General features: G+C 37.2%; 23 protein-coding genes. 5 read left to right on the top strand and 18 right to left on the bottom strand.

The annotated features are described in order from the left end of the window. Positions 1–238 precede the first annotated feature (238 nt). Together secDF and ACTWP4_RS17820 are read right to left on the bottom strand one after the other, a co-directional pair. The gene (gene secDF / locus ACTWP4_RS17825) at positions 239–2,497 is read right to left on the bottom strand and encodes a protein translocase subunit SecDF (protein ID WP_443130137.1); all 2,259 of its coding nucleotides are present in this window, start codon (positions 2,495–2,497) and stop codon (positions 239–241) included. A gap of 79 nt (positions 2,498–2,576) precedes the next feature. Then, positions 2,577–2,873: a post-transcriptional regulator gene (locus tag ACTWP4_RS17820; RefSeq protein WP_443130136.1), complete on the bottom strand. Its 297-nt coding sequence runs from the start codon at positions 2,871–2,873 to the stop codon at positions 2,577–2,579. 211 nt (positions 2,874–3,084) lie between these two features. Between ACTWP4_RS17820 and spoVB the strand changes: the two genes are divergently transcribed. After that, positions 3,085–4,623: a stage V sporulation protein B gene (gene spoVB / locus ACTWP4_RS17815; protein ID WP_443130135.1), complete on the top strand. Its 1,539-nt coding sequence runs from the start codon at positions 3,085–3,087 to the stop codon at positions 4,621–4,623. A 692-nt stretch (positions 4,624–5,315) separates the two neighbouring features. Here spoVB and ACTWP4_RS17810 read toward each other — a convergent pair. Further along, entirely contained in the window at positions 5,316–5,984 is a 669-nt protein-coding gene (locus ACTWP4_RS17810) for a DUF421 domain-containing protein (RefSeq protein WP_443130207.1), read from the bottom strand. Positions 5,985–6,049: 65 nt separating this feature from the next. Next, positions 6,050–7,351, bottom strand: coding sequence for an ArsB/NhaD family transporter (locus ACTWP4_RS17805; protein WP_443130134.1), 1,302 nt, complete (start codon positions 7,349–7,351; stop codon positions 6,050–6,052). Between the two features lie 153 nt (positions 7,352–7,504). On the opposite strand from ACTWP4_RS17805, the gene ACTWP4_RS17800 reads away from it, so the two are divergent. Continuing rightward, a complete protein-coding gene (locus ACTWP4_RS17800; RefSeq protein WP_443130133.1) occupies positions 7,505–7,885 on the top strand; it encodes a TIGR04086 family membrane protein in 381 nt (126 codons plus the stop codon). A gap of 448 nt (positions 7,886–8,333) precedes the next feature. Here ACTWP4_RS17800 and yajC read toward each other — a convergent pair whose 3' ends face one another. Genes yajC through ruvA form a run of 6 tightly spaced genes read right to left on the bottom strand, consistent with a single transcriptional unit; the run spans position 8,334 to position 12,628 of the window. Continuing rightward, complete coding sequence (gene yajC, locus ACTWP4_RS17795) at positions 8,334–8,597, bottom strand: preprotein translocase subunit YajC (RefSeq protein ID WP_443130132.1); 264 nt, start codon at positions 8,595–8,597, stop codon at positions 8,334–8,336. A gap of 17 nt (positions 8,598–8,614) precedes the next feature. Then, positions 8,615–9,754 carry a tRNA guanosine(34) transglycosylase Tgt gene (tgt, locus tag ACTWP4_RS17790; protein ID WP_443130131.1) on the bottom strand — a complete coding sequence of 380 codons (1,140 nt, stop codon included), beginning with the start codon at positions 9,752–9,754 and terminating at the stop codon, positions 8,615–8,617. Between the two features lie 15 nt (positions 9,755–9,769). After that, positions 9,770–10,798 (bottom strand): tRNA preQ1(34) S-adenosylmethionine ribosyltransferase-isomerase QueA, encoded by a 1,029-nt coding sequence (queA, locus tag ACTWP4_RS17785; protein WP_443130130.1) that lies wholly within the window; start codon positions 10,796–10,798, stop codon positions 9,770–9,772. A 13-nt stretch (positions 10,799–10,811) separates the two neighbouring features. Beyond that, entirely contained in the window at positions 10,812–11,012 is a 201-nt protein-coding gene (locus ACTWP4_RS17780) for a DUF2905 domain-containing protein (protein ID WP_443130129.1), read from the bottom strand. Next, a complete protein-coding gene (ruvB, locus tag ACTWP4_RS17775; RefSeq protein ID WP_443130128.1) occupies positions 11,009–12,010 on the bottom strand; it encodes a Holliday junction branch migration DNA helicase RuvB in 1,002 nt (333 codons plus the stop codon). The genes ACTWP4_RS17780 and ruvB overlap by 4 nt, the downstream gene beginning before the upstream one ends. Before the next feature lie 18 nt (positions 12,011–12,028). Continuing rightward, complete coding sequence (gene ruvA / locus ACTWP4_RS17770) at positions 12,029–12,628, bottom strand: Holliday junction branch migration protein RuvA (protein WP_443130127.1); 600 nt, start codon at positions 12,626–12,628, stop codon at positions 12,029–12,031. 174 nt (positions 12,629–12,802) lie between these two features. Between ruvA and ACTWP4_RS17765 the strand changes: the two genes are divergently transcribed. Beyond that, positions 12,803–13,963 (top strand): MFS transporter, encoded by a 1,161-nt coding sequence (locus tag ACTWP4_RS17765; RefSeq protein WP_443130126.1) that lies wholly within the window; start codon positions 12,803–12,805, stop codon positions 13,961–13,963. Between the two features lie 155 nt (positions 13,964–14,118). On the opposite strand, the gene ACTWP4_RS17760 is transcribed toward ACTWP4_RS17765, so the two are convergent. The 6 genes from ACTWP4_RS17760 to nadB all read right to left on the bottom strand — a co-directional run bounded on the left by ACTWP4_RS17760 (position 14,119) and on the right by nadB (position 20,657). Continuing rightward, positions 14,119–14,676 (bottom strand): BofC C-terminal domain-containing protein, encoded by a 558-nt coding sequence (locus ACTWP4_RS17760; protein WP_443130125.1) that lies wholly within the window; start codon positions 14,674–14,676, stop codon positions 14,119–14,121. Between the two features lie 373 nt (positions 14,677–15,049). Continuing rightward, positions 15,050–15,799, bottom strand: coding sequence for a YebC/PmpR family DNA-binding transcriptional regulator (locus tag ACTWP4_RS17755; protein ID WP_443130124.1), 750 nt, complete (start codon positions 15,797–15,799; stop codon positions 15,050–15,052). 141 nt (positions 15,800–15,940) lie between these two features. Next, the gene (gene safA, locus ACTWP4_RS17750; protein WP_443130123.1) at positions 15,941–16,966 is read right to left on the bottom strand and encodes a SafA/ExsA family spore coat assembly protein; all 1,026 of its coding nucleotides are present in this window, start codon (positions 16,964–16,966) and stop codon (positions 15,941–15,943) included. A gap of 207 nt (positions 16,967–17,173) precedes the next feature. Further along, positions 17,174–18,280 (bottom strand): quinolinate synthase NadA, encoded by a 1,107-nt coding sequence (nadA, locus tag ACTWP4_RS17745; protein WP_443130122.1) that lies wholly within the window; start codon positions 18,278–18,280, stop codon positions 17,174–17,176. Then, a complete protein-coding gene (gene nadC, locus ACTWP4_RS17740) occupies positions 18,277–19,122 on the bottom strand; it encodes a carboxylating nicotinate-nucleotide diphosphorylase (RefSeq protein WP_443130121.1) in 846 nt (281 codons plus the stop codon). Before nadC ends, nadA begins: the two co-directional genes overlap by 4 nt. Continuing rightward, positions 19,119–20,657: an L-aspartate oxidase gene (nadB, locus tag ACTWP4_RS17735; protein WP_443130120.1), complete on the bottom strand. Its 1,539-nt coding sequence runs from the start codon at positions 20,655–20,657 to the stop codon at positions 19,119–19,121. Before nadB ends, nadC begins: the two co-directional genes overlap by 4 nt. 91 nt (positions 20,658–20,748) lie before the next feature. Here nadB and ACTWP4_RS17730 point away from each other — a divergent pair, with 91 nt between their 5' ends. Together ACTWP4_RS17730 and ACTWP4_RS17725 are read left to right on the top strand one after the other, a co-directional pair. Continuing rightward, positions 20,749–21,918, top strand: a complete 1,170-nt coding sequence (locus ACTWP4_RS17730; protein ID WP_443130119.1) for an IscS subfamily cysteine desulfurase — start codon at positions 20,749–20,751, stop codon at positions 21,916–21,918. After that, on the top strand, positions 21,896–22,429 hold the full coding sequence (locus tag ACTWP4_RS17725) for a transcription repressor NadR (protein WP_443130118.1): 534 nt from the start codon (positions 21,896–21,898) through the stop codon (positions 22,427–22,429). Before ACTWP4_RS17730 ends, ACTWP4_RS17725 begins: the two co-directional genes overlap by 23 nt. 201 nt (positions 22,430–22,630) lie before the next feature. Here ACTWP4_RS17725 and pheA read toward each other — a convergent pair whose 3' ends face one another. Both pheA and ACTWP4_RS17715 read right to left on the bottom strand, forming a co-directional pair. Next, a complete protein-coding gene (gene pheA / locus ACTWP4_RS17720; RefSeq protein WP_443130117.1) occupies positions 22,631–23,512 on the bottom strand; it encodes a prephenate dehydratase in 882 nt (293 codons plus the stop codon). Positions 23,513–23,531: 19 nt separating this feature from the next. Then, positions 23,532–23,984, bottom strand: coding sequence for an ACT domain-containing protein (locus tag ACTWP4_RS17715; RefSeq protein ID WP_443130116.1), 453 nt, complete (start codon positions 23,982–23,984; stop codon positions 23,532–23,534). Between the last annotated feature and the right edge of the window lie 23 nt (positions 23,985–24,007).

Genomic DNA, 24,007 nt, shown 5'->3' with positions numbered 1-24,007 from the left:
AAAGAAATTTACTATCCATTAAAAGAAATTCATGAGTAGCTCACCTTGAATATAATCAGTCCTATCGATCTATACCCCTACATCTAAATTAATAAACTAAGAAAAACAGGCATTCAATCAATTATAGAACGAAAGAAAGCAAATCTAAAAAGTATAACTTTCGTAGTTACTTTCTAAATATTTTTTTACAGTCACATTTAAAAAGCTGAGCATCATTATTTTGATGCTCAGCTTTATCTTACACTTGTGGTCCGTCGTTATATTTTTTCTCAGTATATGTGATCGGTTTATCTTTTATTGATTTACCGCGCCATACCAACCATAGTTGTGCTGCGATGAATAATGATGAGTAGGTACCTGCAATTAAACCTACAACAAGTGCGAAAGAGAAGTTGGTAATAGCATTGGCACCAAAAATCAATAACATTACAGCAGCAAAGATAACTGTTAAAACAGTATTGATACTTCTTGCAAATGTCTGCATCAAACTATGATTAACGATTTTAGCAAGCTCGGCAAATGATTTGATTTTTTTCTTTTTCTTTAAATTTTCTCTAATCCTGTCAAACGTAACAATCGTATCATTGATCGAATACCCTACAATCGTCAGAATGGCAGCAATAATGGTAATATCAAATTCCAGCCTTGTAATACTAAACAATGCGATGATAAAGAACGCATCATGCAACAGCGCTAAAATTGCCGTTAAAGCAGAATAGAATTCGAATCGGATCGTCACATAAATGATAATACCAATGGAAGCATACAATACAGCAAGTATCGCATTCTTTGCTATTTCTTCACCGACAACAGGTGAAACAGTGTTAACGGTTGGTGCACTTCCATATTTCTCTTCAAAATGACTTCTCACTTCCGAAACTTTCTCTTGAGATAGCTCATCAGAGAAACGTGCCACCGCAATATTTTGGTTATCACCCGATAACACAACTGGTGCACTTACTTCTAAATCAAGTGCTTCGAATTCTTCTTCAATTTCTTCTGTTGTTAATGACTGATCTGCTAAAACTTCTACACGAGAACCGGCCACAAAGTCAATACCTAGATTCAAGCGGAATACTGCAAGGCACGCAATACCGATTACGACTAACGCAATTGAGATGCGGAAAAATTTCTTACGATGTTTGACAAAATCAAATTGTCTACCAAAGAAAGTTGGTTCCACTTCTTCACGACTATTTATATCAAGAATTTGCTCTCGCTTTACCCCAAACCATCCAGGTCGTTTATTTAACATATTGCTATTTACCCAGAAGCCTAGGAATAATCTAGAACCAAAAACAGCTGTTACAAAGCTTAATACAATGCTGACCATTAACAAAGTTGCAAAACCTTTTACAGAACTGTTACCAAAGATAAATAGTACTGCTGCCGCAATCATCGTTGTAATGTTAGCATCAAATATAGTCGACAGTGAATGCTTATTACCTGCTTTAAAGGCAGCTTTGATTGATTTGCCTTCTTTTAATTCTTCCTTAATCCGTTCGTACGTAATGATATTGGCATCAACAGCCATCCCAACCCCTAACACTAAGGCAGCAATTCCTGGTAAGGTTAAGACACCATTCATTAATTGGAAGACAAGTAATACTAAATAAACATATATACTAAGTGTAATAGCCGCAATCACACCAGGGAAACGATAATAGAAAATCATATAAATAAAAATTAAGAGAACACCTAATATGCTGGCAAATACAGTTTTATCCAATGCTTGTTGGCCAAACTGGGCACCAACTGAATTTGAATACTCTTCTTCCAAGTCAACGGGTAACGAACCTGCATTTAATAAATCTGCTAAACGTTGTGCGGAGTCTACTGTGAAATTGCCTTCAATCATTATATCTGTCGTTCTTAATACTTTATCAAATGTCGGAGCAGAAATAACTTTTGAATCTTCTTTCTGAATCTCTTCTTTGTATGTATCTCCTTCTTCATAATCCATCCAGATTACAACCTGATTCGACAGATCAGGATTTTCCATAATTTTCTTTGTTGTATTACCAAAACGATCAGCATCCTTAAATTGCACTGTTACGATTGGTTGATTAGTGTCTGGATGAAAATCCTGTTGGGCACTACCTTGTTTAATATCGGAACCATCTAAATATTTTTTCCCATTCACATCTCGAAATGACAATTCAGCTGTAGTTGCCAACATTTCTCTTGCTTCATCCTGATCTTCTACACCTGCTAGTTGGACACGAATGCGGTCTGGTTCTTCGATATTAAAATTCGGCTCACTGATACCAATTGCATTGACTCGCCTTTCAAGGGCAGCAACGGTAGATTCTAGCACTTCACGGTTTACTTCCTGATCTCCATCTAAAGGTTTTACTTCATATAAGACTTCGAAACCACCTTGTAAGTCCAGACCTAATTTAATTTTATTTGCTATATCCGAATATGTTGTTCCAATCGTTGCCCCTAACACTAAAACAATTAGAAAAAAAGCAACGAGTCCTCCTCTTTTCACCATATGTAAAGCCTCCCTAAGTTTTCACAACACTACTATATTACTATAAGAACCGATAATGAGACAAGCAACAAAAGAAATGCTAATCTTTATTTTCGTTTCCTAATAATGCATCAAGTGATTCCTGTAAATTATTATCTCTCCATGATTGCTGTGTTAAATATGTCATAAATAAGTTCGGCTGTAAATGGAAAATATCCTGTACTACTTCATGAAGCTTTTTTTCTGGATCACCTTTCCACACCTTTTCTGATAAGCAGTTCCAAATATCTTCCGGTGTCGCTTTTGAATAATCCAGCAATTTAAATTCATTGACCTTACTTTCGAGCACATCTTCTAATTCATGCTTCCATATCGAGACTTGCTTATTAACTGTCATGAATTTTTCCTCCATCCGTCATTAGAAAAATTTAGCTTGTCGCCGAGTCTATAAGCGAAAGCCTTCGTTTTTCTTATACTATAATCAATAATAATTTAATACATTCTTATAGTACAAAAAATCTACCTGAATTAGTCATGCTTGTCCTCTTACCATGCATATACTTCATTGTATATGAAAATTTTCCATTTGAGAAGGTAGGTCGAGCAAAGTGACCAAACAAAATTTTTTGCAAGGGACGATTATTTTAATTTTAGCTGGAATGATTACAAGATTTTTGGGTTTTATAAATAGAATAGTGGTCGCAAGATTAATGGGCGAAGAAGGCATTGGTTTATACAATATGGCTTTGCCCACCCTGTTTTTAATGTATACCATCTCGCAAATCGGACTACCTATTGCCATTGCTAAACGAGTGGCCGAAGCGGATGCCAAAAACGATCATGCCAAGATCAAACAGATTTTAATCATATCTTTATCCATTACTATTTCGCTGAGCATTCTATCCTCTGTACTGATGTTCTTGCTAATTCCTTATATTTCGAATTATTTATTAACAGATGAGCGTGTCTTTTACCCAATGATGGCGATTATCCCCATTATTCCAATTAGCGCAGTAGGGTCGGTAATTCGTGGTTATTTCCAAGGACGACAAAACATGAAACCGCAAAGTTATGCCCAAGTACTAGAACAAATAGTTAGAATTGGTTTTGTATTAGTGCTTGTCAGCTGGTTGGTTCCATACGGTGTTGAATTCGCTGCATCTGGTGCAATGATAGCCGTTATTATTGGTGAAGCAGTTTCCTTACTCTTTATGCTGAAAATGTTCCGAATAAAGAAAAGGATAAAAATCCGCAAAAATATTTATCAATACATGAAAACTGGAAAAGAAACACTACAGCAATTGTTTTCTATAGCTATCCCGAGTACAGCTAGCAGGATGGTCAATTCTATTGCTAACTTTCTGGAACCTATATTAGTTGCACAAAGCTTAGCGTTAGCGGGTTTTCAAGCAACAGTGGCAACCAAGCAATATGGCGCACTTACTGGATATGCGCTACCATTGTTATTTCTACCTACTTTTATCACACATTCGCTTGCTGTTGCACTAGTACCAAACATTAGTGAAGCAGAAGCCAAGAAACAAAAAAAATTAATTCATTACAGAATACATCAGGCAATCCGGCTCTCGTTTGCTTCAGGCGCTATCGCTACTGTCTTACTAACACTCTTCGCTGATGCAATCTTGCAATATATGTATGGCACAAATAGTGCTGGTCTCTTTTTGAAAATTATGGCGCCATGTTTTTTGTTTATGTATATTCAATTTCCGCTAAATGCTTCTTTACAGGCTTTAGATTTAGCCAAGCAGGCGATGTGGAATAATATCGGTGCAACCATGATAAAATTTATTATATTAATCAGCCTTGCTACCAATCCACAAGTTGGTATTTACGGTGCAGCAATTGCGATGTGTGTTGGTGTGATAATTGGTACGATATTTCATTTAATTACATTATATAGGTCCATCCACTTTTATATCCCTGTTAAAATGATTGTAAAAATGATTGTTTTAATCGGACTAACCTTCTGGATGGGAGAATTATTAATCCACACTTTCTCCTTCCAACCATCAGAAATGGTCAACTTTTTAATTATTTTAGTCTTATTGTTCGTTAGTTATCTCATATTTCTTTTCGGATTACAATTTATTAGTAAAGATGAATTGCAACAATTACGAAAAAAATGAGGCTGGGACAAATCAATTCTTTCCACTCCAAAGACGATGTAATAAATTATAGTGAACATAAGAAGGATTATGCCTAGTAAGTGATGATGTGTAACTATTGGATTAAAGCGGTCATTTTGACATGTATACACTGCATAAAAACCGCTACGGCTTGCCCACTTCGTTCCGAGGGGCGTGGCTTCAGGCTAACTTTTGTAAAGAACTTCACTTTACAAAAGTGGATCTTCAGCTCACACTGATCCCTCTGGAGTCGAAGTGGGCGCCTGCGCTAAAAAGATTCTACAATGGGTAAAAGTAGTAAAATTTCAATTCAAATTTCTTGATTCATATATACTAGTCTTTTCGTAAGTCCAAAAAGCTAACTGTCATAACCATTGTAGAACCGTATTATAGCGGAGGCGACCGCTTTCACTCCTGTGGGATTGTTTTCTCTGAAGATCCACTTTTCCGAGCGGTCTTTGCTTGGAAAAGTTAGCTGAAGATAAAACCCCACGGAAAGGGAAGCTGGCAGCCGGAGCGGAGGTTTAGCAGTTCCAACCATTTCAAAATTGGTACCAGAGTTACTGGGCACTATCTTCCTATTACGCAATGGAAAAATCCGAACGATATCAATTCAGAACTGCCTCTGACAAGTAGACAGTAGAATTAAATCGTTCGGATTATATTTTTGTCAAATCACTTTTGTCTTAACCTCATTTTTTTTCATTCTTTTTATCAATATACCATTCATCATTAACATCAATTGAACAGAAGGAAATTTGCTTGATGTCGTGATAATCTCTTTTTTCCAGTTGTTCATATAACCATTTCTCGCTTTCCCCTAATTGCTGCAACGCTTTTTCTTGTATTCTACCATCTACAATTAATGGTAAAACGAGTCCATTTATCTTGTTTCGAATATTGGCAAAATCATTCTTTTCAATGATCGAAAGCTTACCTGACGGCTCTAGGATAGCGTATGAAACATCTTTTATACTTTCGGTGCCATTCTCTCGAAGTTGTTGCATTAAATCGTCAAAATTGAATCGATTTTTCTTCATGGCATACTCATCAATTTTCCCTTCTGAGATAATGATGGTTGGTTTACCTTCAAACCATTTCCGAAATATTGGACTTTTTAATGATAACCATGCCGTTAAACGCTGGATGATCAGTAAAATAACCATCGGAATTAAACCATAACCAAAGAATAATTCAAGGTCTTCTATAGTCAGAACTGCAATTTCAGCGATCATAATAAAGACTACTATATCCAAAAGACTCAATTCACCTACTTCTCTCTTCCCCATTAAGCGGAAGATGAGAATGACACTTAAATAGTAAAGTAACGTTCGGAAAATTAATGTGAAAATTTCTTCCATTGACAAGCCAGCCACACCCTTCACAAGCGATATGGCTAGCTTTCCCAATGCTATTTGTAATATACTTACAAAGGTTGTTGAAAGGGTAGCAAATAGCGAAAGTAAATATAAATTGTTGTAATAATTAATGACAAGATTACAACTGGAATCCCATATAACATAAATTTCACAAAACCAATTGGCTTATTCTGTGCATCGGCAAGACCTGCTACCACAACATTGGCGGAAGCACCAATCAATGTACCATTACCTCCTAAACAAGCTCCTAATGCCAATGACCACCATAATGGATCTAAATTGGCCATTCCATATGTTTCAAACTCTTTAATTACCGGAATCATCGCAGCAACGAAAGGAATATTATCGACGATGCCTGAAAAAATTCCCGAAACCCATAAAAGTAACAATGCTGTATAAGTCATATCACCTTCTGTTAACATCATGATCGATCTCGCTAGCTCATCAATCACCCCTACCTCTTCCAACCCTCCAACGAGCATAAATAGACCAATAAAGAAAAATAATGTGACCCACTCGACTTGTTGAAATACGGTTTCGGCTTCAACCTCTTTTTCGCTGATAATCAACAGAAGAATTGCACCACATAATGCAATAATCGTTAAATCAATATGAAAAACAGGGTGGAGCAAAAAACCTACAATTGTCAGTATTAATATGGATAATGACTGATATAGTAATGGGGATTTCACTAAATAACTCGATTCTTCCATTTTCATTAGCTCTTGTATTCTATGGTCATCTATTTTTTTCAATTGTTTTCGAAATAGAAAACTGAGGATGATCATAACTAAAACGAATAATAATGCAGCAATAGGTGCCGTGTGCTGTAAAAAAGAAATAAAGGTTAAATGAGGAACTGCCTGGCCAATCATAATATTCGGTGGATCACCTATTAATGTTGCTGTTCCTCCTATATTTGCTGTTAAAATAATCGTTATTAGATACGGTAATGACGGCAACTGTAGTAAATTTGTCAATGTTAAAATAACCGGTACAAACAATAGCACAGTTGTTACATTATCGAGTAATGCCGACCCTGTAGCTGTTAAAAATCCTATTCCAACCATCAATGGAACAGGCTGGCCCTTTACTATTTTCGCTAACCATATTGCAATATAACTGAAAACACCAGTTTTTTTCGTTATCGCTACTAATACCATCATTGCAAATAATAATGCCACTGTATCCCAATCAATATAGGATGTTACAGCATCCTCCCAACCATAAACCCCTGTTAATAACAACAATACTCCACCAGCCAACGCCACTAACGCTCGATTTATTTTTTCAGACATTATAAATATATAACTAATAATAAAAACAGCAACTGCGATGGTTACGGACATGGATCGTCTCCTCTCTTTTCTTCAAAGTAAGACAAGTTATATTATCATCTATATTCTAATTTTGTGGAACTATTCAAAAAAGGAACTCTTCTATTTTTGAAGGACATGCATACATAATTAAAGAGGAGTTTTTAAAATAAGGGGGTGCTATCGATGAAAACAGTTGTTAGTGTGTTGTATGGTTGGATCGGAATTTTAGCGGTCATGTTACTTGCCAGTATTATCCTTACGCTTTTGTTACGGTTCACTTCTTTAGGAGAATCTACGCTTGAGGTGGCCACGTTATTTATCAGTTTTATTGCACTATTTACAGGAGGGTTAATTGCAGGATTAAAAGCAAAGAATAAGGGGATTCTTGTAGGAGCTATTACAAGTTTATTATTTACATTTGTAGTATTTAGTTATCGTTTCCTTGGATTACATTTGGGCTTCTCGGTGGTTGAACTGGTGAATCATATTGCATACTTATTGCTTGGGGTAATCGGTGCAATTATCGGTGTGAATTTATCTTCAGGTGAAGAAGAATCAGCCTAGAACACTTTTTTCATAATGCTTGATTCGGATTAGATAAAACTTTAAACTAATGTAAATTTGAAATAGCTTCCTCCCGTTCTAATATCAGATGAGCACAATAGATTTTCTACATCTTTTGTTGATTCTTATAAGAAAACCGGGAAAGCCCGCCCTGTCCTTTTAATGATACGTAATAAATGTATAACGATGAATCAACGTGATCCTTTGTAAAGAAATAATAGGCTTTACAACCGATCCGGCTTACAGAAGCTATCTTTCAAAATGACATCCATGAGAAGTACACATCCTACTTCATCTGCCTATCTATTCTTGCTTTTTTAATTGACATGCTTTGAATCAATCTTTTCATACCTTACTTGCTTATAAATGGTCTACCAATGGTTATATACTTTCCTTACATTATAAAAAATACCATGACAATATATATTGTCATGGTATTTTTCCGTTATTAGCTTTGTTCTACTACTTCTCTTACTGCCGAACGATCGTATGTAAGTTTCGTTCCATCACCAGCTAGAAGTACGATCTGATCTTCATCTAATGCATGTACACTCGCGTGCATTCCGCCAATCGTAACAATTTTATCTCCCTTTTTCAATTCTTGTTGCATTTGACGGACTTGCTTTTGTTTTTTTTGTTGTGGTCTTATCAATAAGAAATAAAAAATCACAACCATCAAAATCAGTGGTCCAAAAGTTGCTAAAATTTCCACTCATTTCGCCCCCTTTCTTAGAAGTTCTTTGCATTCGGTTTATTAAAACCATATTGTTCAAAGAATTCCTCTTTAAAATCACCAAGTCGGTCTTGCTTAATCGCTTCACGAACTTGCTCCATTAATTTTAACAGAAAATATAGATTATGATAAGTAGTAAGTCTAAAACCGAATGTTTCACTTGATTTGACAAGGTGTCGAATGTAAGCTCTGCTATAATTTTTGCATACATGACAATCACAATTAGGATCTAAAGGTGAAAAATCTCTAGCAAATTTTGCATTTCGAACGACCAACCGACCTTCAGATGTCATACATGTTCCATTACGCGCAATTCTAGTCGGTAACACACAATCAAACATATCAACACCGCGAATTGCACCATCAATCAATGAATCTGGAGAACCTACTCCCATCAAATAACGAGGCTTGTCTGACGGTAAAAGAGGTGTTGTGAATTCTAGCACACGATTCATCACATCTTTCGGTTCACCTACTGATAAACCGCCGATCGCATATCCTGGAAAATCCAATGAAGTTAAGTCTTGGGCACTTAGACGACGCAAATCTTCATACTCACCGCCCTGAACAATACCAAATAATCCTTGAACATTTTTTCTTGCATGTGCTTCTAGACAACGTTCTGCCCAACGGCTAGTTCGTTCTACAGACTTTTTCATATAATCATGCTCTGCTGGGAAAGGCGGACATTCATCAAAAGCCATCATTATATCCGAACCTAAGTCATTTTGAATATTCATTGCTTTTTCTGGTGATAAGAAAAGTTTCTCACCGCTTATATGATTTCTGAAGTGAACTCCCTCTTCTTCAATTTTACGTAAGTCACTTAAACTAAAGACTTGAAAACCGCCCGAATCAGTGAGAATCGCACCATCCCAATTCATAAATTCATGCAAACCACCAGCTTCTTTGATAATATCTTCTCCAGGTCGTAACCATAAGTGATAGGTGTTGGACAGAATGATATTCGCCCCCATCTCTTTTAACTCCTCTGGACTCATTGTTTTAACAGTCGCCAATGTTCCAACAGGCATAAAAGCTGGTGTATCAAATGAGCCATGTGGTGTATGAACCTTTCCAAGTCTTGCTCCTGTTTGTTTACACGTTTTGATATGTTCATATCTTATAGCAGTCATAGTCGTTTCCTTTCCTTACGTAATTAGCATAGCGTCACCAAAACTGAAGAATCGGTAACGTTCAGCTACTGCTTTGTTGTAAGCATCTAATATAAAATCCCGGTCAGCTAAAGCACTTACTAACATTATTAAAGTTGATTTCGGTAAGTGGAAGTTGGTGATCAAGCCATCAATCGCTTTAAATTGGTATGGAGGATAAATAAAAATATCTGTCCAGCCATTTCGCTCTTCAAACTTCCCTCCTGTATCCCGAGCAATCGTCTCTAATGTTCGAGTTGAGGTAGTACCAACGGAGATAATTCTGTCTCCTCTTGCTTTAACTGCGTTTAATTGATTAGCTGTCTCTCGTGTCATTTGGTAAAATTCCGCATGCATTTCATGTTCCTCGATATTATCTACACTTACTGGACGAAATGTCCCCAAACCGACATGTAAGGTAATAAAAGCAATTTCTACACCTTTGTCTCTAATTTGTTGCAATAACTCTTCTGTGAAATGGAGCCCTGCCGTAGGGGCAGCTGCAGACCCTTTTTCTTCGGCGTAAACGGTCTGATACCGATCACGTTCATCTAATTGTTCTTTAATATATGGCGGGAGTGGCATCTCACCTAAATCATCCAATACTTCATAAAAGATACCGTCATAGTGAAAGCGCAGGACACGTCCTCCATGTTCTTTGGTACTGACACATGTAGCCGTAAGCTTTCCTTCACCAAAGCTGATTTTAGTACCTTCTTTCACCTTCTTGGCAGGCTTAACCAACACTTCCCAATCATCAGCTTCCAGTTGGGTTAATAATAAGACTTCTACTTTTGCACCTGTCTCTTCTTTTACCCCATAAAGCCTTGCCGGTAAAACTTTCGTATTATTTAATACTAAACAATCACCCGTTTTTAAAAAATCCAATATATCATAAAAATGATGATGGGTAATCGAGCGATTTTCCCGGTTTAATACCATTAACCTGGAACTCGCCCGCTCCTCTAGTGGAGTCTGAGCTATTAATTCTTCTGGTAATTCAAAGTCAAAATCTTCTATTTCCATCTTTCTTCTCCTTTTATTTGAAACGTCCAATGATAGCAAAAATCAAAGTCAAAATAATACTGATCACAATCGAGGTCATAATCGGGAAATGGAAAGAAAAATTTCCTTTTTTAAAGCTGATATCACCTGGCAATTTTCCGATATAGCCCCATAACAGACCAACAATAATCAAGACGACTCCTATTACAATAAAGATTTTGCCAAACTCCGTCAAGCTTCAGGCACCTCCCGTTCAAAATGTGCATAAGCTTTTGGTGTCACTAGTCTTCCTCTTGGTGTACGCTGAATAAAACCTTCTTGTAATAAGTATGGTTCATAGACATCTTCAATTGTTTGTGACTCTTCGCCAATGGATGCCGCGATCGTATCTAATCCGACCGGTCCTCCTTTAAAGCCATCCATCATGGCTAGCAGAAGCTTATGATCAATGTGGTCAAGTCCCTCTTGATCAACTTGTAACATTTGCAGTGCTTTTTGCGTTGTCTCTATTGATATACTAGCTTCCCCTTTAACTTGAGAAATATCGCGAACTCTTTTTAATAAACGATTAGCAATACGTGGAGTACCACGTGCCCTTCTAGCCACTTCCAATGCTGCTGCTTTATCAATTTCTACTTGGAAAATATCAGCTGTTCGTTCCACAATTGCACAAAGATCAACTACTTCATAAAATTCCAGACGTGATAAAACACCAAAACGGTCACGTAATGGTGCTGATAATAATCCGGCACGTGTAGTTGCTCCTACTAAAGTAAAAGGTGGTAAATCTAATTGGACAGAACGAGCACTTGGCCCCTGTCCGATCACAATATCTAAACAAAAGTCTTCCATTGCCGGATATAATATCTCTTCCACTGCTCTCGGTAAGCGATGAATTTCATCAATAAATAAAACATCTCCTACCTCCAATGAAGACAAAATCGCTGCCAAGTCACCTGATCGCTCTATTGCTGGCCCTGACGTCTGCTTAAATTGTACACCCATTTCATTCGCAATGATCTGAGCCATCGTTGTTTTACCAAGTCCAGGTGGTCCATATAATAAGACATGATCTAAGGCTTCATTTCGCATTTTAGCTGCTTCGATAAATATCGACAGATTTTCTTTCGCTTTATGCTGCCCAATATATTGCTTTAAGAATTGTGGGCGGAGACTGAGCTCTTCAGTTACTTCTTCTTCTTGTATTTCGCCTGAAATGATCCGGTCTTCCATTTTGAAGCTCCTTTCTCTTTATTTCATCAATAACGCTAAACCTTTTCGTATATATGTATCCGCTGTATCACTTTGTTCTTTCGATAACATCGGTTTTATGTGATTAATTTCTTTTTCAGAATAACCAAGCGCTTTTAATGCCTCAATCGCTTCTGTTAATGCCTGATTATTTCCTGAAGACCCTTCATCCTGTTGCATCATATTTTCAGCTTGATAATCAAAAGGCAGTTTTCCTTTTAGATCTAATATCATTTGACGAGCTGTTTTTTTACCGACTCCTGGAAAACTTGTTAAAAACTTTTCATCCTCTTGTTCGATCGCAACAACGAAATCTTTTACAGACGTTGTTGCAAGTACTGCTAACGCTCCTTTTGGTCCAATACCTGAGACATTAAGAATTTGTGCAAACAAGGCTTTTTCATCTTGGTTTTGAAAGCCAAATAAAATTTGTGCATCCTCTCTTACATGATGGTATGTATAGATTTTTTGTTTTTGCCCCACTTGCGCTTGGAAACGGTAGGGGTTCGGACAAATCACTTCATATCCAAGACCATTTGTTTCTAAAATAACGGCTTGATCCGTTATTTCTGCTACTTCCCCGTTTATATATGCAATCATATCATGAACTCCTCTTTGATCCAATTTCTATTTGTCACTCACAATCATACGTTCGTATTAATCTTAGCTTATCTTAAGTCGTTTATCAAGGTAAGTGAGAGCAAAATAAATGAAAGCGATTATTTAATTATGATAAAGTAATAGAATGACTTTATAAAAAAAGGATGAGCTTCCATGTCAAACAAACGTCAAATACGATTTTTGAAAGCGTTAACTCTGTTTAACGCCAGTCACAAAGGTCTTATACTACCTTTTTTACCATTATTTTTGAGTTTTAGAGGTTTTTCTTCTGTTGAAATTGGAACTATTTTAGGAATCGCCCCCATGGTGAGTATTGTGGCACAACCATTTTTCGGGTACATAAGTGATAAGTATAAGACGATTAAAGGATTACTTTTATTTTTATATTTTGCAGTCATCGCAATTAGTTTCAGTATCTTTTTCAGCACTTCATTTCTTATTGTTTTTATTTCTTTTGTTGCCTTTCACTTTGTTATGTCACCTGCAGGCCCATTACTTGATAGCATGGCCATAAAAAGCTTAGGTTCGAAAAAACGTGATCAATACGGTAAAATTCGACTTTGGGGATCTATCGGATTTGCGTTCACTGCAGTAGTTTCTGGTCCAATCCTAGGATTTATCGGGATTCGCAATATTTATATTTTGTTTTGGATTCTGATTCTGCTTTTAATTTCATTAACGATATTTTTAAAAGATAATAATCATTCGGCAGATCCTGTCTCCTTACAAGGTGTGAAAGAAGTATTAACGAATAAAGGGTTCCTGCTTTTTCTTTTTCTGTGTTTTCTTGTTATGATTCCACACCGGATGAATGATACAATGCTAGTTCTTCACTTAGAAGATTTAGGTGCTACTACTTTTTTAGTTGGGGCTGCCTGGGCACTTGCAGCTTTTAGTGAAGTTCCAGTCTTTTATTTTTTAACACAGAAAATACTACAATTTCACCATTTATTTTTACTTGGAATTGTTGCCATGCTTTTTACAATTCGTTGGTTATTATATGCTTTTATTCAATCTGCTGAATGGATAGTGTTTTTTCAAATCTCACAAGGACTCACATTTGGCTTATTCTGGCTTGTAGCGTTACAAACTGCTGTTAGCTTTGTGCCTAACCAATTACGCAGTACGGGGCAAGCATTGTTAATGTCGACATGTTTCGGTTTAGGTGGTGCTGTCGGCGGGACAACCGGAGGAGCTATCCTCGACAATTTTGGTTCTCAAGTGATGTATCAATTGATGGCAACAATGACATTTTTAGCAATGATTGGTATTTTTGCAACTTATAAAGAACAAAAGCGCAGAGCGCTCGTCTAAAACAAGAGCGACTGGACCCGATCGGACTGAGAAAAAGGAATCACAATGAGGTTACGAACCGATGATGACTTTCATCTAAAGTCATAAGTTATCAACAATCCTAAATTTTACAATTTCCAAGCTATTAAAAAAGTTGAACGATGACTACTCATCGTTCAACTATTTACTGCTTCTACATCTTGATAGGATCTATATGTTTCTAAAACTTCTAAATAATCTTGCTTCGTATTTATTTTGATACCCTCTTTTAATTTTTCATGCAAGTGCGTTTCCAATTCTTTGGTATCAATTTGATAAAAGGATTGTACAGCTGACTCATGAACAGGAACACCTTCAAAGATTGTCAATTGTCCTTCTTTAAGACCAAAGTACCCATTTGCTTTCAAGTATGGTGAAATATCATCGACTTCTTTTCGGAAACGAATAAAACCTTCCTCCTGCTCCATCACTTGCCATTCTTGGTACTCTGCCCAAAAATCTTCCATGGAAGCAATTGTTTCTTCGACATGCTCTGTCTCGATATTGCCATCTATATATTGTTTCTCTAATGTTAGTTCAATTGTTAGTGGGTCTTGTGACATGACCATTACTTCTTCTTGCTTTTCTTGTTTATCTTGATTCTTTGCCTCTTCTTGTTGAAAGAATGATTGAATACTAATAATCCCAATAATTAAAACGACGACACAATTTAATAGAAACCATACTTTGCCCATAAAGACCCTCCAATCAAGCTTTGTTATTATTAGGGTGTCCAATTTCAGAAAATATAACCACATTATATAAAAAAAAGAATAAGTGGTCTCTAACGAAAGCTCTAGATTGGAAGAAATTCTTTTAACCTTGTCTTGTAAGAAAAACCGATGCTATTAGTGGCCATTTTGAAATATATCAACCGTTTGACCACCACTCCGACTTCCTTGCACACCATAACTTTCATCATCAACAGCATCACTAGTCAACTATCTCTTTATTGATGACTCATTTTAAACGGGATAGGATAACAAAATGCTGTGATACCACGTTTATATGCTTTCCTACCTTATAAAAAAGGCTACCTCCGAATTTTGGGGCAGCCTTTAATACTATTTATATTTGTTCCATAATTTCTTCGTTTGCGTCCATGTTGTGGTAAACTTCTTGGACATCTTCCATGTCTTCGAGCATTTGGACGAGTTTGACCATTTTATTTCCTGCGCTATCATCCACTTCTGAAAGTGTTTGAGGATTCATGGTAATTTCCGCTGTTTCAAATACAAATCCACTTTCTTCTAAAGTAGATTTTACATCTTGGAAATCCTCGGGATCGGTATAGATTTCATAAGCACCGTCAACTGTTTCCATCTCTTCTGCACCAGCTTCGATTGCTTCTAACATCATCGTATCTTCATCTGCATCCGTTTGACTTTGATCAATTACCAGATATCCTTTACGGTCAAACATAAATGCAACACAGCCGTTCTCACCAAGGTTACCTCCATTTTTACTAAATGCATGTCTTATGTCAGAAGCCGTCCGGTTTTTATTATCTGTTAATACTTCAACCATTACAGCGGTTCCACCAGGACCGTACCCTTCATAGGTTAATTCTTCATAATTAGCACCGTCTAAGTCACCCGTTGCTTTTTTAATAGCTCGATCAATATTTTCATTCGGCATGTTGTCAGATTTTGCTTTTTCTACTGCAAGGCGTAAACCTGCATTCATTTCCGGATCTCCGCCGCCTTGTTTAGCAGCAATATAAATATCTTTAGCATGTTTCATGAAAATTTTACCACGTTTAGCATCTTGTGCATTTTTTCTTCTTTGGATATTCTTCCACTTAGAATGTCCTGCCATGCTTTCTCACCTCTCATAATCTATCTAAGTCTCCATTACTTACTTTATCACAACTAGTAGAAATTGAAAATATTGAAGCTATATAGTTCTTTCAATCAAACAGAAAAAGACGACTCATTTTCGAATCGTCTTTTTCTATTATTATTCTCTGTGCCCACCGCAACCACAGTCATTTTTATTGTGTTGACCATAAGGAGCTCCTTGTTGACCATATGGTTGATTTGGCATTTGTTGTGGTCCCTGCATTCCATATGGCATTGGCATTAATGGATAGTTTGGTGCACCAGGCTGTGGGATCATTGGTTCTCCTGGCATTGGTACTGGCATATTTGGTTGTTGTTGCATTGGCATTTGTTGTGGCATCATTTGATTTTGCGGCATTTGTGGTGGTCCCCATGGCATTTGTTGCCCCTGATATTCATTCGCAGACGGCATTTGAGCTTGATACCATCCTTGATGGTGCTGAGGGGCATGACCAGATTGTTTCGGTTCGGATTGTTCCCCCATCACCTGTGGTTGAAAACCTTCTGGAAACGGATATTGTGGCATGTTTCCATGTTGTCCTGGGTGTCCTGCGTGTCCATATCCGTAAGGTATTCCATCTTGTGAATAACATGGTGCATGCATTGGCAATGGTTGCGGATGATGGTGTTGTGGTGCCATCGGTTTGTGTTCCGGTTTCATGTGATCCTCTACTCCAGCTACTTCGTCCTCATCTGGCATTTGTGTTGGATGAATATGTGTTTCAAAGTTATTAGTTAATTGTGTCCATTTTAAATCTTGTGATGCTTGAGATGGTGCAGGTTGAGGTGGTTGCTTATTAAAATGAATTGGTAATGATGGCATTTCTTTTTTTAACGGCGCCCATTTTTTGTCTTCGTCTTCTTCGATAGCAGGTAAAATCTGATTTGGTGTTTGTGGTTGTGGTGTTACCTCCTGTTTGTCTTTTTTATCTGTCACACCAGGTTGAACTTGCTGTTTTTTGTTAGATGGGGCAGGTTGTTGTTTACTACCAGAAGTAGTAGGTATCTTTATCTTCATTCCTGGCATAATCATCTCAGGATTTGAAATCTGTGGATTTGCTGCAATCACGTCATCTAGGTTAACACCATATTTTTGCGCAATTTTCCAAAGTGTTTCATCTTTTTGCACAATATGAATTTTCAATGCAATTTCTCCTTTCTTCTTGATAAGTATGGAAGGGCATTTATCTCGGTCTAATCCATCTTCTTTAACAACATATGCAAAATGCCCAAAATGTTGAATAAAAAAAGAAGGATATATTTTTTTATCTAAATATCCTTCGCTCAAAACAAGTAAATAGTTATACTTTCATGATTCAATTTTTTCTTTGTCCTAGTTTATAAAAACTGGTTATCTTGTACTGTGAAGCATGCGGTTTAGCGCTTGTTTGGCATTTTGGGCTATTGCACTTGGTACACTGATTTGATTGGTGTTCCTTCCTTCGCTAACTTCTTCTAATGCCCATGTTAAATGTGGCAGATCAATACGATTCATAGTTAAGCATGGGCACATAAATGGGTTTAGTGAAATAATTTTTTTATTTTGATGATTGTTAATTAAGCGATTGACTAAATTCATTTCCGTACCGATTGCCCACTTAGTTCCTGCTGGTGCTCGCTCGATTGTTTCGATAATATATTTCGTAGAACCGGCAAGATCTGCTTGTTGAACAACTTCATACTTGCATTCCGGATGGACAATAATATTCATATCAGGATGATTTTTACGGACTTGCTCGATATTTTTAATAGTGAAATTCTCATGTACGGAGCAATGTCCTTTCCATAAAATAACACGTATTTGTTCCTCAGAATCTCCATCAAACTCCAATTTTCTTGCGATCGGATCCCAAACAGCCATCTTATCTAATGGTATGCCTAATTCTACTGCAGTATTCCGACCTAAATGCTGATCAGGTAAAAATAACAGACGCTGTTTTTGCTCAAATGCCCATCGTACCATTTGTTTTGCATTGGATGAGGTTACCGTAGCTCCACCATGCTGTCCTACAAATGCTTTGATTGCAGCGGTAGAATTGACATATGTTAAAGGCAGAATAGTATCTCCAAACATGCCAGTTAGTTGCTCCCACGCCTCTTCTGTCTGTTTATCATCGGCCATATCCGCCATTGAACAACCTGCGCGCATATCCGGCAAAATTACCTTTTGATCATCATTTGTTAAAATATCAGCAGTTTCCGCCATGAAATGAACGCCACAAAAAACTATATATTTCGCTTTTTGCTTTGCTGAAACCTGAGCAAGTTGCAAAGAATCTCCACTTGTATCGGCAAACTGGATTACTTCATCTTTTTGATAATGATGCCCTGGGATAAATAAATCTGCTCCCATCTGTTTTTTGATCGTTTTTATTCGTTCGAGCATCTCTTCGCTACTCATATGTTGATACTTTTCTGGTAACTGCTGATGCGTAGTAAAAAGTGTTGCTACATTCATTTTGCTCCCCCCGTTATGTTAAAACTGATATCTAATGCCTGTGCTGAATGGGTAATAAACCCAAGTGAGATCATGTCAACTTTGCTATCCTGAAAAAGATGAATATTTTCAACTGTGATATTTCCAGATGCTTCCGTCTTAATATGACTTGGTACCAAATCGATCTGTTCTTTTATTTCTTTCGGTGACATGTTGTCAAACATAATGACATCAGCACCTGCTGTGATCGCTTCTTGTAGCTGTTGCTTGTTTTCAATTTCAACCTCGACCTTAACCATATGCCCTATAGATGCTCTTACTTTATTTACGGCTTCTGTAATCGAGCCCACTGCAGCGATATGATTGTCCTTTAGCATCACCGCATCATCAAGTCCAAAACGGTGATTCATTCCTCCCCCACATCGTACTGCATATTTTTCTAGCATTCGTAATCCTGGTGTCGTTTTACGGGTATCTGTCACTTTAATTTGTTCATTGGCTAGATTACTTACTGCTTGAGCTGTGACTGTCGCAATACCACTTAACCTTTGCAGCAGGTTTAAGATAACCCGCTCAGACGTTAACAATATTGGATAGGGACCACTTACCCGTGCAATGATGTCTCCACTATTCACTTCTTGACCATCATTTTTGAGCAATTCCAGTTTTATCGCTTCATCAAAGAGTCGATACCCCTCTTCCAACACGACCTCTCCTGAAAAAATACCATCCTGTTTTGCTATGAATTCTCCTCTTCCACTGGGATATGGTTGATCAAAAATACGATCACTTGTGACATCTCCGTTCCCAATATCTTCCTGAAAAAAATCGCTTAATTGTTGCCTTAATTGTAATCGATTCATACACTTACTCCTTGTTTTGTTAATTGAAAGGTAATACTTTTATTCTTCCATTGTTCACTTTGATAGGGATAATCAACACGATGATGAGCACCTCTGCTCTCTGTTCGTTGCCTCGCTGCTTTGGTAACGAGTCGTGCAACAAGTAGATGATGCTGCATTTGGACTTGCTTTCGTGATAAACCAAAGACGCTTAGACAGTTTTCTTCGATAATTGTAAATTTATCTAACCATTCCAGCATATTTTTAAATCTGGTTTCATCTCGATTAATCCCCACATTCACGGTCATTCTTGTACGTAATTGATCCAAGTCAGGATCTTGGCTTGTAAACTGTAATTGTTGAACTTTCTGAATTTTAGTGGATGACAACAATGGTTGAGATTGTAAATAGTTTGCTAATCTTGTTGCAAACACCATTGCTTCTAACAATGAATTACTTGCCAGCCGGTTTGCACCGTGAACATGCGTACAAGCCACTTCCCCAATCGCATACAATCTTGAGACATTAGTCCTTCCAAGTAGATCCGTTTCTACCCCGCCCATAGTAAAGTGAGCACCTGGCTTTACTGGAATCATTCCTCTATGCAAATCTATGTTATTCATTTCACATACTGAATTAATAAAAGGGAATTTTGTTTGGAAGTTTTTGATTTTCCGAATATCCAAAAATATATGGTTACCTTTCGTTATTTCTTCCATAATCGCTCGAGCTACAATATCCCGAGGTGCCAGATTTTCCAACGGATGAATTCCTTTCATAATTGCCCGGTAATCCTGGTCAACTAAACTTGCACCTTCTCCGCGAACTGCTTCTGAAATCAGGTCGTTGTGTTGTGTCTTTATTGCCAGCATTGTCGGGTGAAATTGGACAAATTCCAGATCGGTTACATTTGCACCAGCACGATATGCGAGTGCTATACCGTCACCGGTAGTACTAGGGTCATTTGATGTTGTATCATAAAGTGCAGCAAAGCCTCCTGTAGCCAATACAGTATGATCCGCAATAATGGTGTGATATTGGTCGTGTTGGTCAATAGTAGTGATTCCTTTGCATTCTCCTCTTTCAACAATACAATCTACAGCAAGTTGACCTTCTTTAATTGCTATTTTCCCTTGCAGAAACTTCTGATAAAAATTAATTAAATATTTTCCGGTTTGATCTCCACCTGCGTGAATAATCCTTCGCTGACTGTGCGCCCCTTCACGACCAAATAAAATGTTACCTTGCTGATCTCGGTCAGCTGGAAACCCTTGTTGAAGAAGGTTTTCAACTACCTCCTTCCCCTCTTTTACTAAGGTTTTGACAGCAATTTGATGATTATGATACATACCTGCTTTCAAGGTATCTTCTAGGTGTAATTGCCATTGATCCTTTGCAGAAATGGCAGCAGCTACCCCTCCCTGTGCACGAATAGAGTTACTATGCTTTGTTGTATTTTTAGTAATAATGGTGACGTCCGCATGCTGCCATAATTTACTTGCCAATACATATGCAGCAAGTCCAGAGCCAACAATGACAATTTTTTGTCGTTGCAAAATTAAACACCACACTTTACAGTTGTCTTTACAGATATCTTTACATATAATGAATGATATGACAAGTATTTTTTTATGAAAGGACGATTAAATGATCTATTGTGATTACGCCGCTACATCTCCCATTTCCGAACTTGCATTGGATGTTTATCAGGAAGTGGCACGGGATTATTTCGGAAATGCCAGCAGCTTGCATGATACAGGTGGGAAAGCAAAAGATATACTAGAGAGTTCGAGAAGTATGATTGCGAAACTTCTAAATACAGAAGCAAGACAGATTGTATTCACAAGCGGAGGAACTGAAAGCAATCTGCTAGCTGTTGATACATTATTGAGAGCTAGTAGACTACAAGGGAAAAAGCACGTCATTACAACAGAAGTGGAGCATAGTTCACTATACTATTACATGAAGGAGTTAGCTAGTCAACCTGATATAGAAGTAACTTTTTTAACAGTAAACCAAAGTGGACAAATTAGTCTTTCTGATCTGGAGAAATCTATCCAGCCCAACACATGCCTAGTATCTATTCAACATGTTAATAGTGAAACGGGGGTTATCCAGCCGATAAAGGAAATAGGCGAATTATTACAAGATCGCAACATAGCTTTTCATAGCGATATGGTTCAATCATTTGGTAAAATAAATATAGAACACCTTATTCCTTTTGTAGACTCTATTTCCATTTCAAGTCATAAAGTATTTGGACCAAAAGGTGTCGGAGCGATATATTTTTCTAAAAATCTAGCATTAACATCCCATCCAGTTTCAACCAATCATGAGTATGGTATTAGGCCAGGAACAATTAATGTACCTGGAATAGCTGCATTTTCTGCGGCAGCCACGGAAACAGTAGCCGATCTTGCCAAGAATCAAACTCATTTACAATACCTGCGAAATCTTTTTATTCAGAAATTGAAATGTGACAGTATCCCATTGCAACCTATCGTTACCGCAAATCAATGTCCTAGTATTGTTGGTTGTGTCAGTGATTTTGTACAAGGTGATTATGTCATGCTAGAATATAATCGACATGGAATTGCTATCTCGACAGGAAGTGCATGCAGTATTGGAGCAAGTGAAGTGCCAAAGTCGATTCAGCCTTTTATTACTAATCTTGAAGAGGGTAAAAGATTTGTACGTTTTTCTTTTAGCCATCAAACAACAGAAAAAAATATTCAGGAAATCGTGAAAGTATCCAATGCAATATTTAAGCGTATCAAGGAGGAGAGGCGAGGCTATGACGAAAAAGTTAACTGGTAAAGCCCGACGCGATAGTCTTCTGATCTGGTTAAAGGAAAGTAAAACACCACTAACCGGAACAGAGCTAGCTGAGAAAGCAAAAGTGAGTAGACAAGCTATCGTACAGGATATTTCCTTATTAAAGGCGCAAAATTATCCGATTATCGCTACAAGTAATGGCTACTTATATATGAAAGCAGAAAATAAGCATACAGATTTTCGACGTGTCATTGCCTGCAAACATGAAGGTAAGGAAACAAAAGAAGAGTTATACACGATAGTAGATTACGGTGCGACCGTAGAAGACGTCATTATCGAACACCCTATTTACGGTGATCTTAAAGCCTCTGTGATGGTAAGTAGTCGTGCTGATGTCGATCAGTTTGTGAAAAAAATCGAAGAAAAAAACGCTCCATATTTACTCGAATTAACCGACGGCATTCATAATCACACGATCGTTGCTAATGAAGAATGGAAATTAAATCAGGCATATGAAGCATTAAAAGAGAAAGGATTTATTGTGGAACAATAGCTATATTTGCAAGGCGGATTCGCGGATAATTCCATAAACTAGGATTGTCCGCTCTTTTCATTTATTGGACGATTCAGCTGATTTTTATTATTGACGCAGACTTGAAAGTCGCAAAAAATCCGTAATCAAAATGAAAGAAAACAAATCCATATACACCTTCATTCGAGTTTATATTTTAAGTGCAAAAAAAAACGCTTGCGATTATACCGCAAGCGTTACGCCATTTCCACTGTGTAAATAATACGGATAGCTCCCTAATATTGATACTTTACAACCTAACGATTCCATTTCTGTGATAGCATTTGGGATCAGAACTTCATCGATTTTTTGTTCAATGTCGATTAAGAAATAATAATTACCAAGTCCTGTTTTCATCGGACGTGATTCAATTTTCGATAAGTTGAGATTGCGCCATGCAAAAGCAGACAATACTTGATGTAGTGCACCAGGCTGATCGGAAGGTAATGTGACTGTTACCGTTGTTTTGAACCCTTTTTCTTCTAATTTATTGGAAGTTAATTCAGTCTGGTTTTTATGCAAGACAACAAATCTCGTATGATTATTATCAAAATCATGGATGTCTTTTTTCACAATCGATAAGCCATATTCTTTTGCTGCTAAGTGATTGGCAATCGCAGCAATATTTTGATCAGGGTGTTGACTTACAAATTCTGCAGCTGCTCCAGTTGACGTCATCGAATGTGTTGATACTTTTACTAATTCTTTACGTAAAAAGCTGTGACATTGTGCAATTGCATGAGAATGAGAATAAATAGCATCCATTTCTGTCCATTTATCAACATTATCTGGATGTACCATTAAATGCTGACGAATCGGCACTATTACTTCACTTACAATTTTCACATCTTCCGCTTGAATTAAGTAGTCCAATGTTATATTAACAGTACCTTCAATAGCATTTTCCAAAGGTAAGACAGCATAGGTTACTTCATCGTTAACAACAGCATCAATACATTCCGGAATGGTACTATAGCCTTTTTTTACTTCTCCATTAAACATCGAATCTACAGCGATTTTTGTGAAAGTTCCTTTTGGACCTAAATAGCCAATTGTTTCCTTCATATAGCTTGCTCCCCCTATGTTATGAAACACCTGAACTTAATATTTCTACCTGATTGACAAAATCAATCTGTTTTAAATCATATAAAAGCTGATCAATATCTGTTGTCATTCCATTTGTATTTAACGATAACGTTACGTTAGCTTTCCCTTGAATTGGTATCGTCTGGTGAATCGTTAAAATATTACAACCTGCTTGTGCGACAACAGATAAAAGAAGAGATAATACCCCTGTTTGATCATCCAAATGAAAAAACAGCGTGATCATTTGCTCTTTGGCCATATGTTGAAATGGAAAGACAGCATCACGATATTTATAAAAAACACTACGCGACAATCCGACCTGGCGCGTTGCCTCATGAATCGAATCCACCTTATGACTTTCCAATAATTTTTTCGCTTCCAGCGTTTTCTTCATCCCATCCGGTAAGAAATCTTCACTTACCAGATAGAACTTTTCATTTTTCGCAGACATCCTCATTCCCCTTTTTATCAACG

It is taken from the genome of Gracilibacillus sp. D59 (genome assembly GCF_052246695.1).
In the GTDB taxonomy this organism is placed as follows: domain Bacteria; phylum Bacillota; class Bacilli; order Bacillales; family Amphibacillaceae; genus Gracilibacillus.
The sequence above is the reverse complement of the archived record's forward strand: the minus strand, read 5'-3'. Positions and strand labels throughout refer to the sequence as shown.

Bases quoted from the DNA above. Each gene is read 5' to 3' on its own strand.
- secDF (WP_443130137.1), bottom strand. From the start codon at position 2,497: ATGGTGAAAAGAGGAGGACTCGTTGCTTTTTTTCTAATTGTTTTAGTG.
- ACTWP4_RS17820 (WP_443130136.1), bottom strand. From the start codon at position 2,873: ATGACAGTTAATAAGCAAGTCTCGATATGGAAGCATGAATTAGAAGAT.
- ACTWP4_RS17810 (WP_443130207.1), bottom strand. From the start codon at position 5,984: ATGGAAGAAATTTTCACATTAATTTTCCGAACGTTACTTTACTATTTA.
- ACTWP4_RS17805 (WP_443130134.1), bottom strand. From the start codon at position 7,351: ATGTCCGTAACCATCGCAGTTGCTGTTTTTATTATTAGTTATATATTT.
- ACTWP4_RS17800 (WP_443130133.1), top strand. From the start codon at position 7,505: ATGAAAACAGTTGTTAGTGTGTTGTATGGTTGGATCGGAATTTTAGCG.
- tgt (WP_443130131.1), bottom strand. From the start codon at position 9,754: ATGACTGCTATAAGATATGAACATATCAAAACGTGTAAACAAACAGGA.
- queA (WP_443130130.1), bottom strand. From the start codon at position 10,798: ATGGAAATAGAAGATTTTGACTTTGAATTACCAGAAGAATTAATAGCT.
- ruvB (WP_443130128.1), bottom strand. From the start codon at position 12,010: ATGGAAGACCGGATCATTTCAGGCGAAATACAAGAAGAAGAAGTAACT.
- ruvA (WP_443130127.1), bottom strand. From the start codon at position 12,628: ATGATTGCATATATAAACGGGGAAGTAGCAGAAATAACGGATCAAGCC.
- ACTWP4_RS17765 (WP_443130126.1), top strand. From the start codon at position 12,803: ATGTCAAACAAACGTCAAATACGATTTTTGAAAGCGTTAACTCTGTTT.
- ACTWP4_RS17760 (WP_443130125.1), bottom strand. From the start codon at position 14,676: ATGGGCAAAGTATGGTTTCTATTAAATTGTGTCGTCGTTTTAATTATT.
- ACTWP4_RS17755 (WP_443130124.1), bottom strand. From the start codon at position 15,799: ATGGCAGGACATTCTAAGTGGAAGAATATCCAAAGAAGAAAAAATGCA.
- nadA (WP_443130122.1), bottom strand. From the start codon at position 18,280: ATGAATGTAGCAACACTTTTTACTACGCATCAGCAGTTACCAGAAAAG.
- nadC (WP_443130121.1), bottom strand. From the start codon at position 19,122: ATGAATCGATTACAATTAAGGCAACAATTAAGCGATTTTTTTCAGGAA.
- ACTWP4_RS17730 (WP_443130119.1), top strand. From the start codon at position 20,749: ATGATCTATTGTGATTACGCCGCTACATCTCCCATTTCCGAACTTGCA.
- ACTWP4_RS17725 (WP_443130118.1), top strand. From the start codon at position 21,896: ATGACGAAAAAGTTAACTGGTAAAGCCCGACGCGATAGTCTTCTGATC.
- pheA (WP_443130117.1), bottom strand. From the start codon at position 23,512: ATGAAGGAAACAATTGGCTATTTAGGTCCAAAAGGAACTTTCACAAAA.
- ACTWP4_RS17715 (WP_443130116.1), bottom strand. From the start codon at position 23,984: ATGTCTGCGAAAAATGAAAAGTTCTATCTGGTAAGTGAAGATTTCTTA.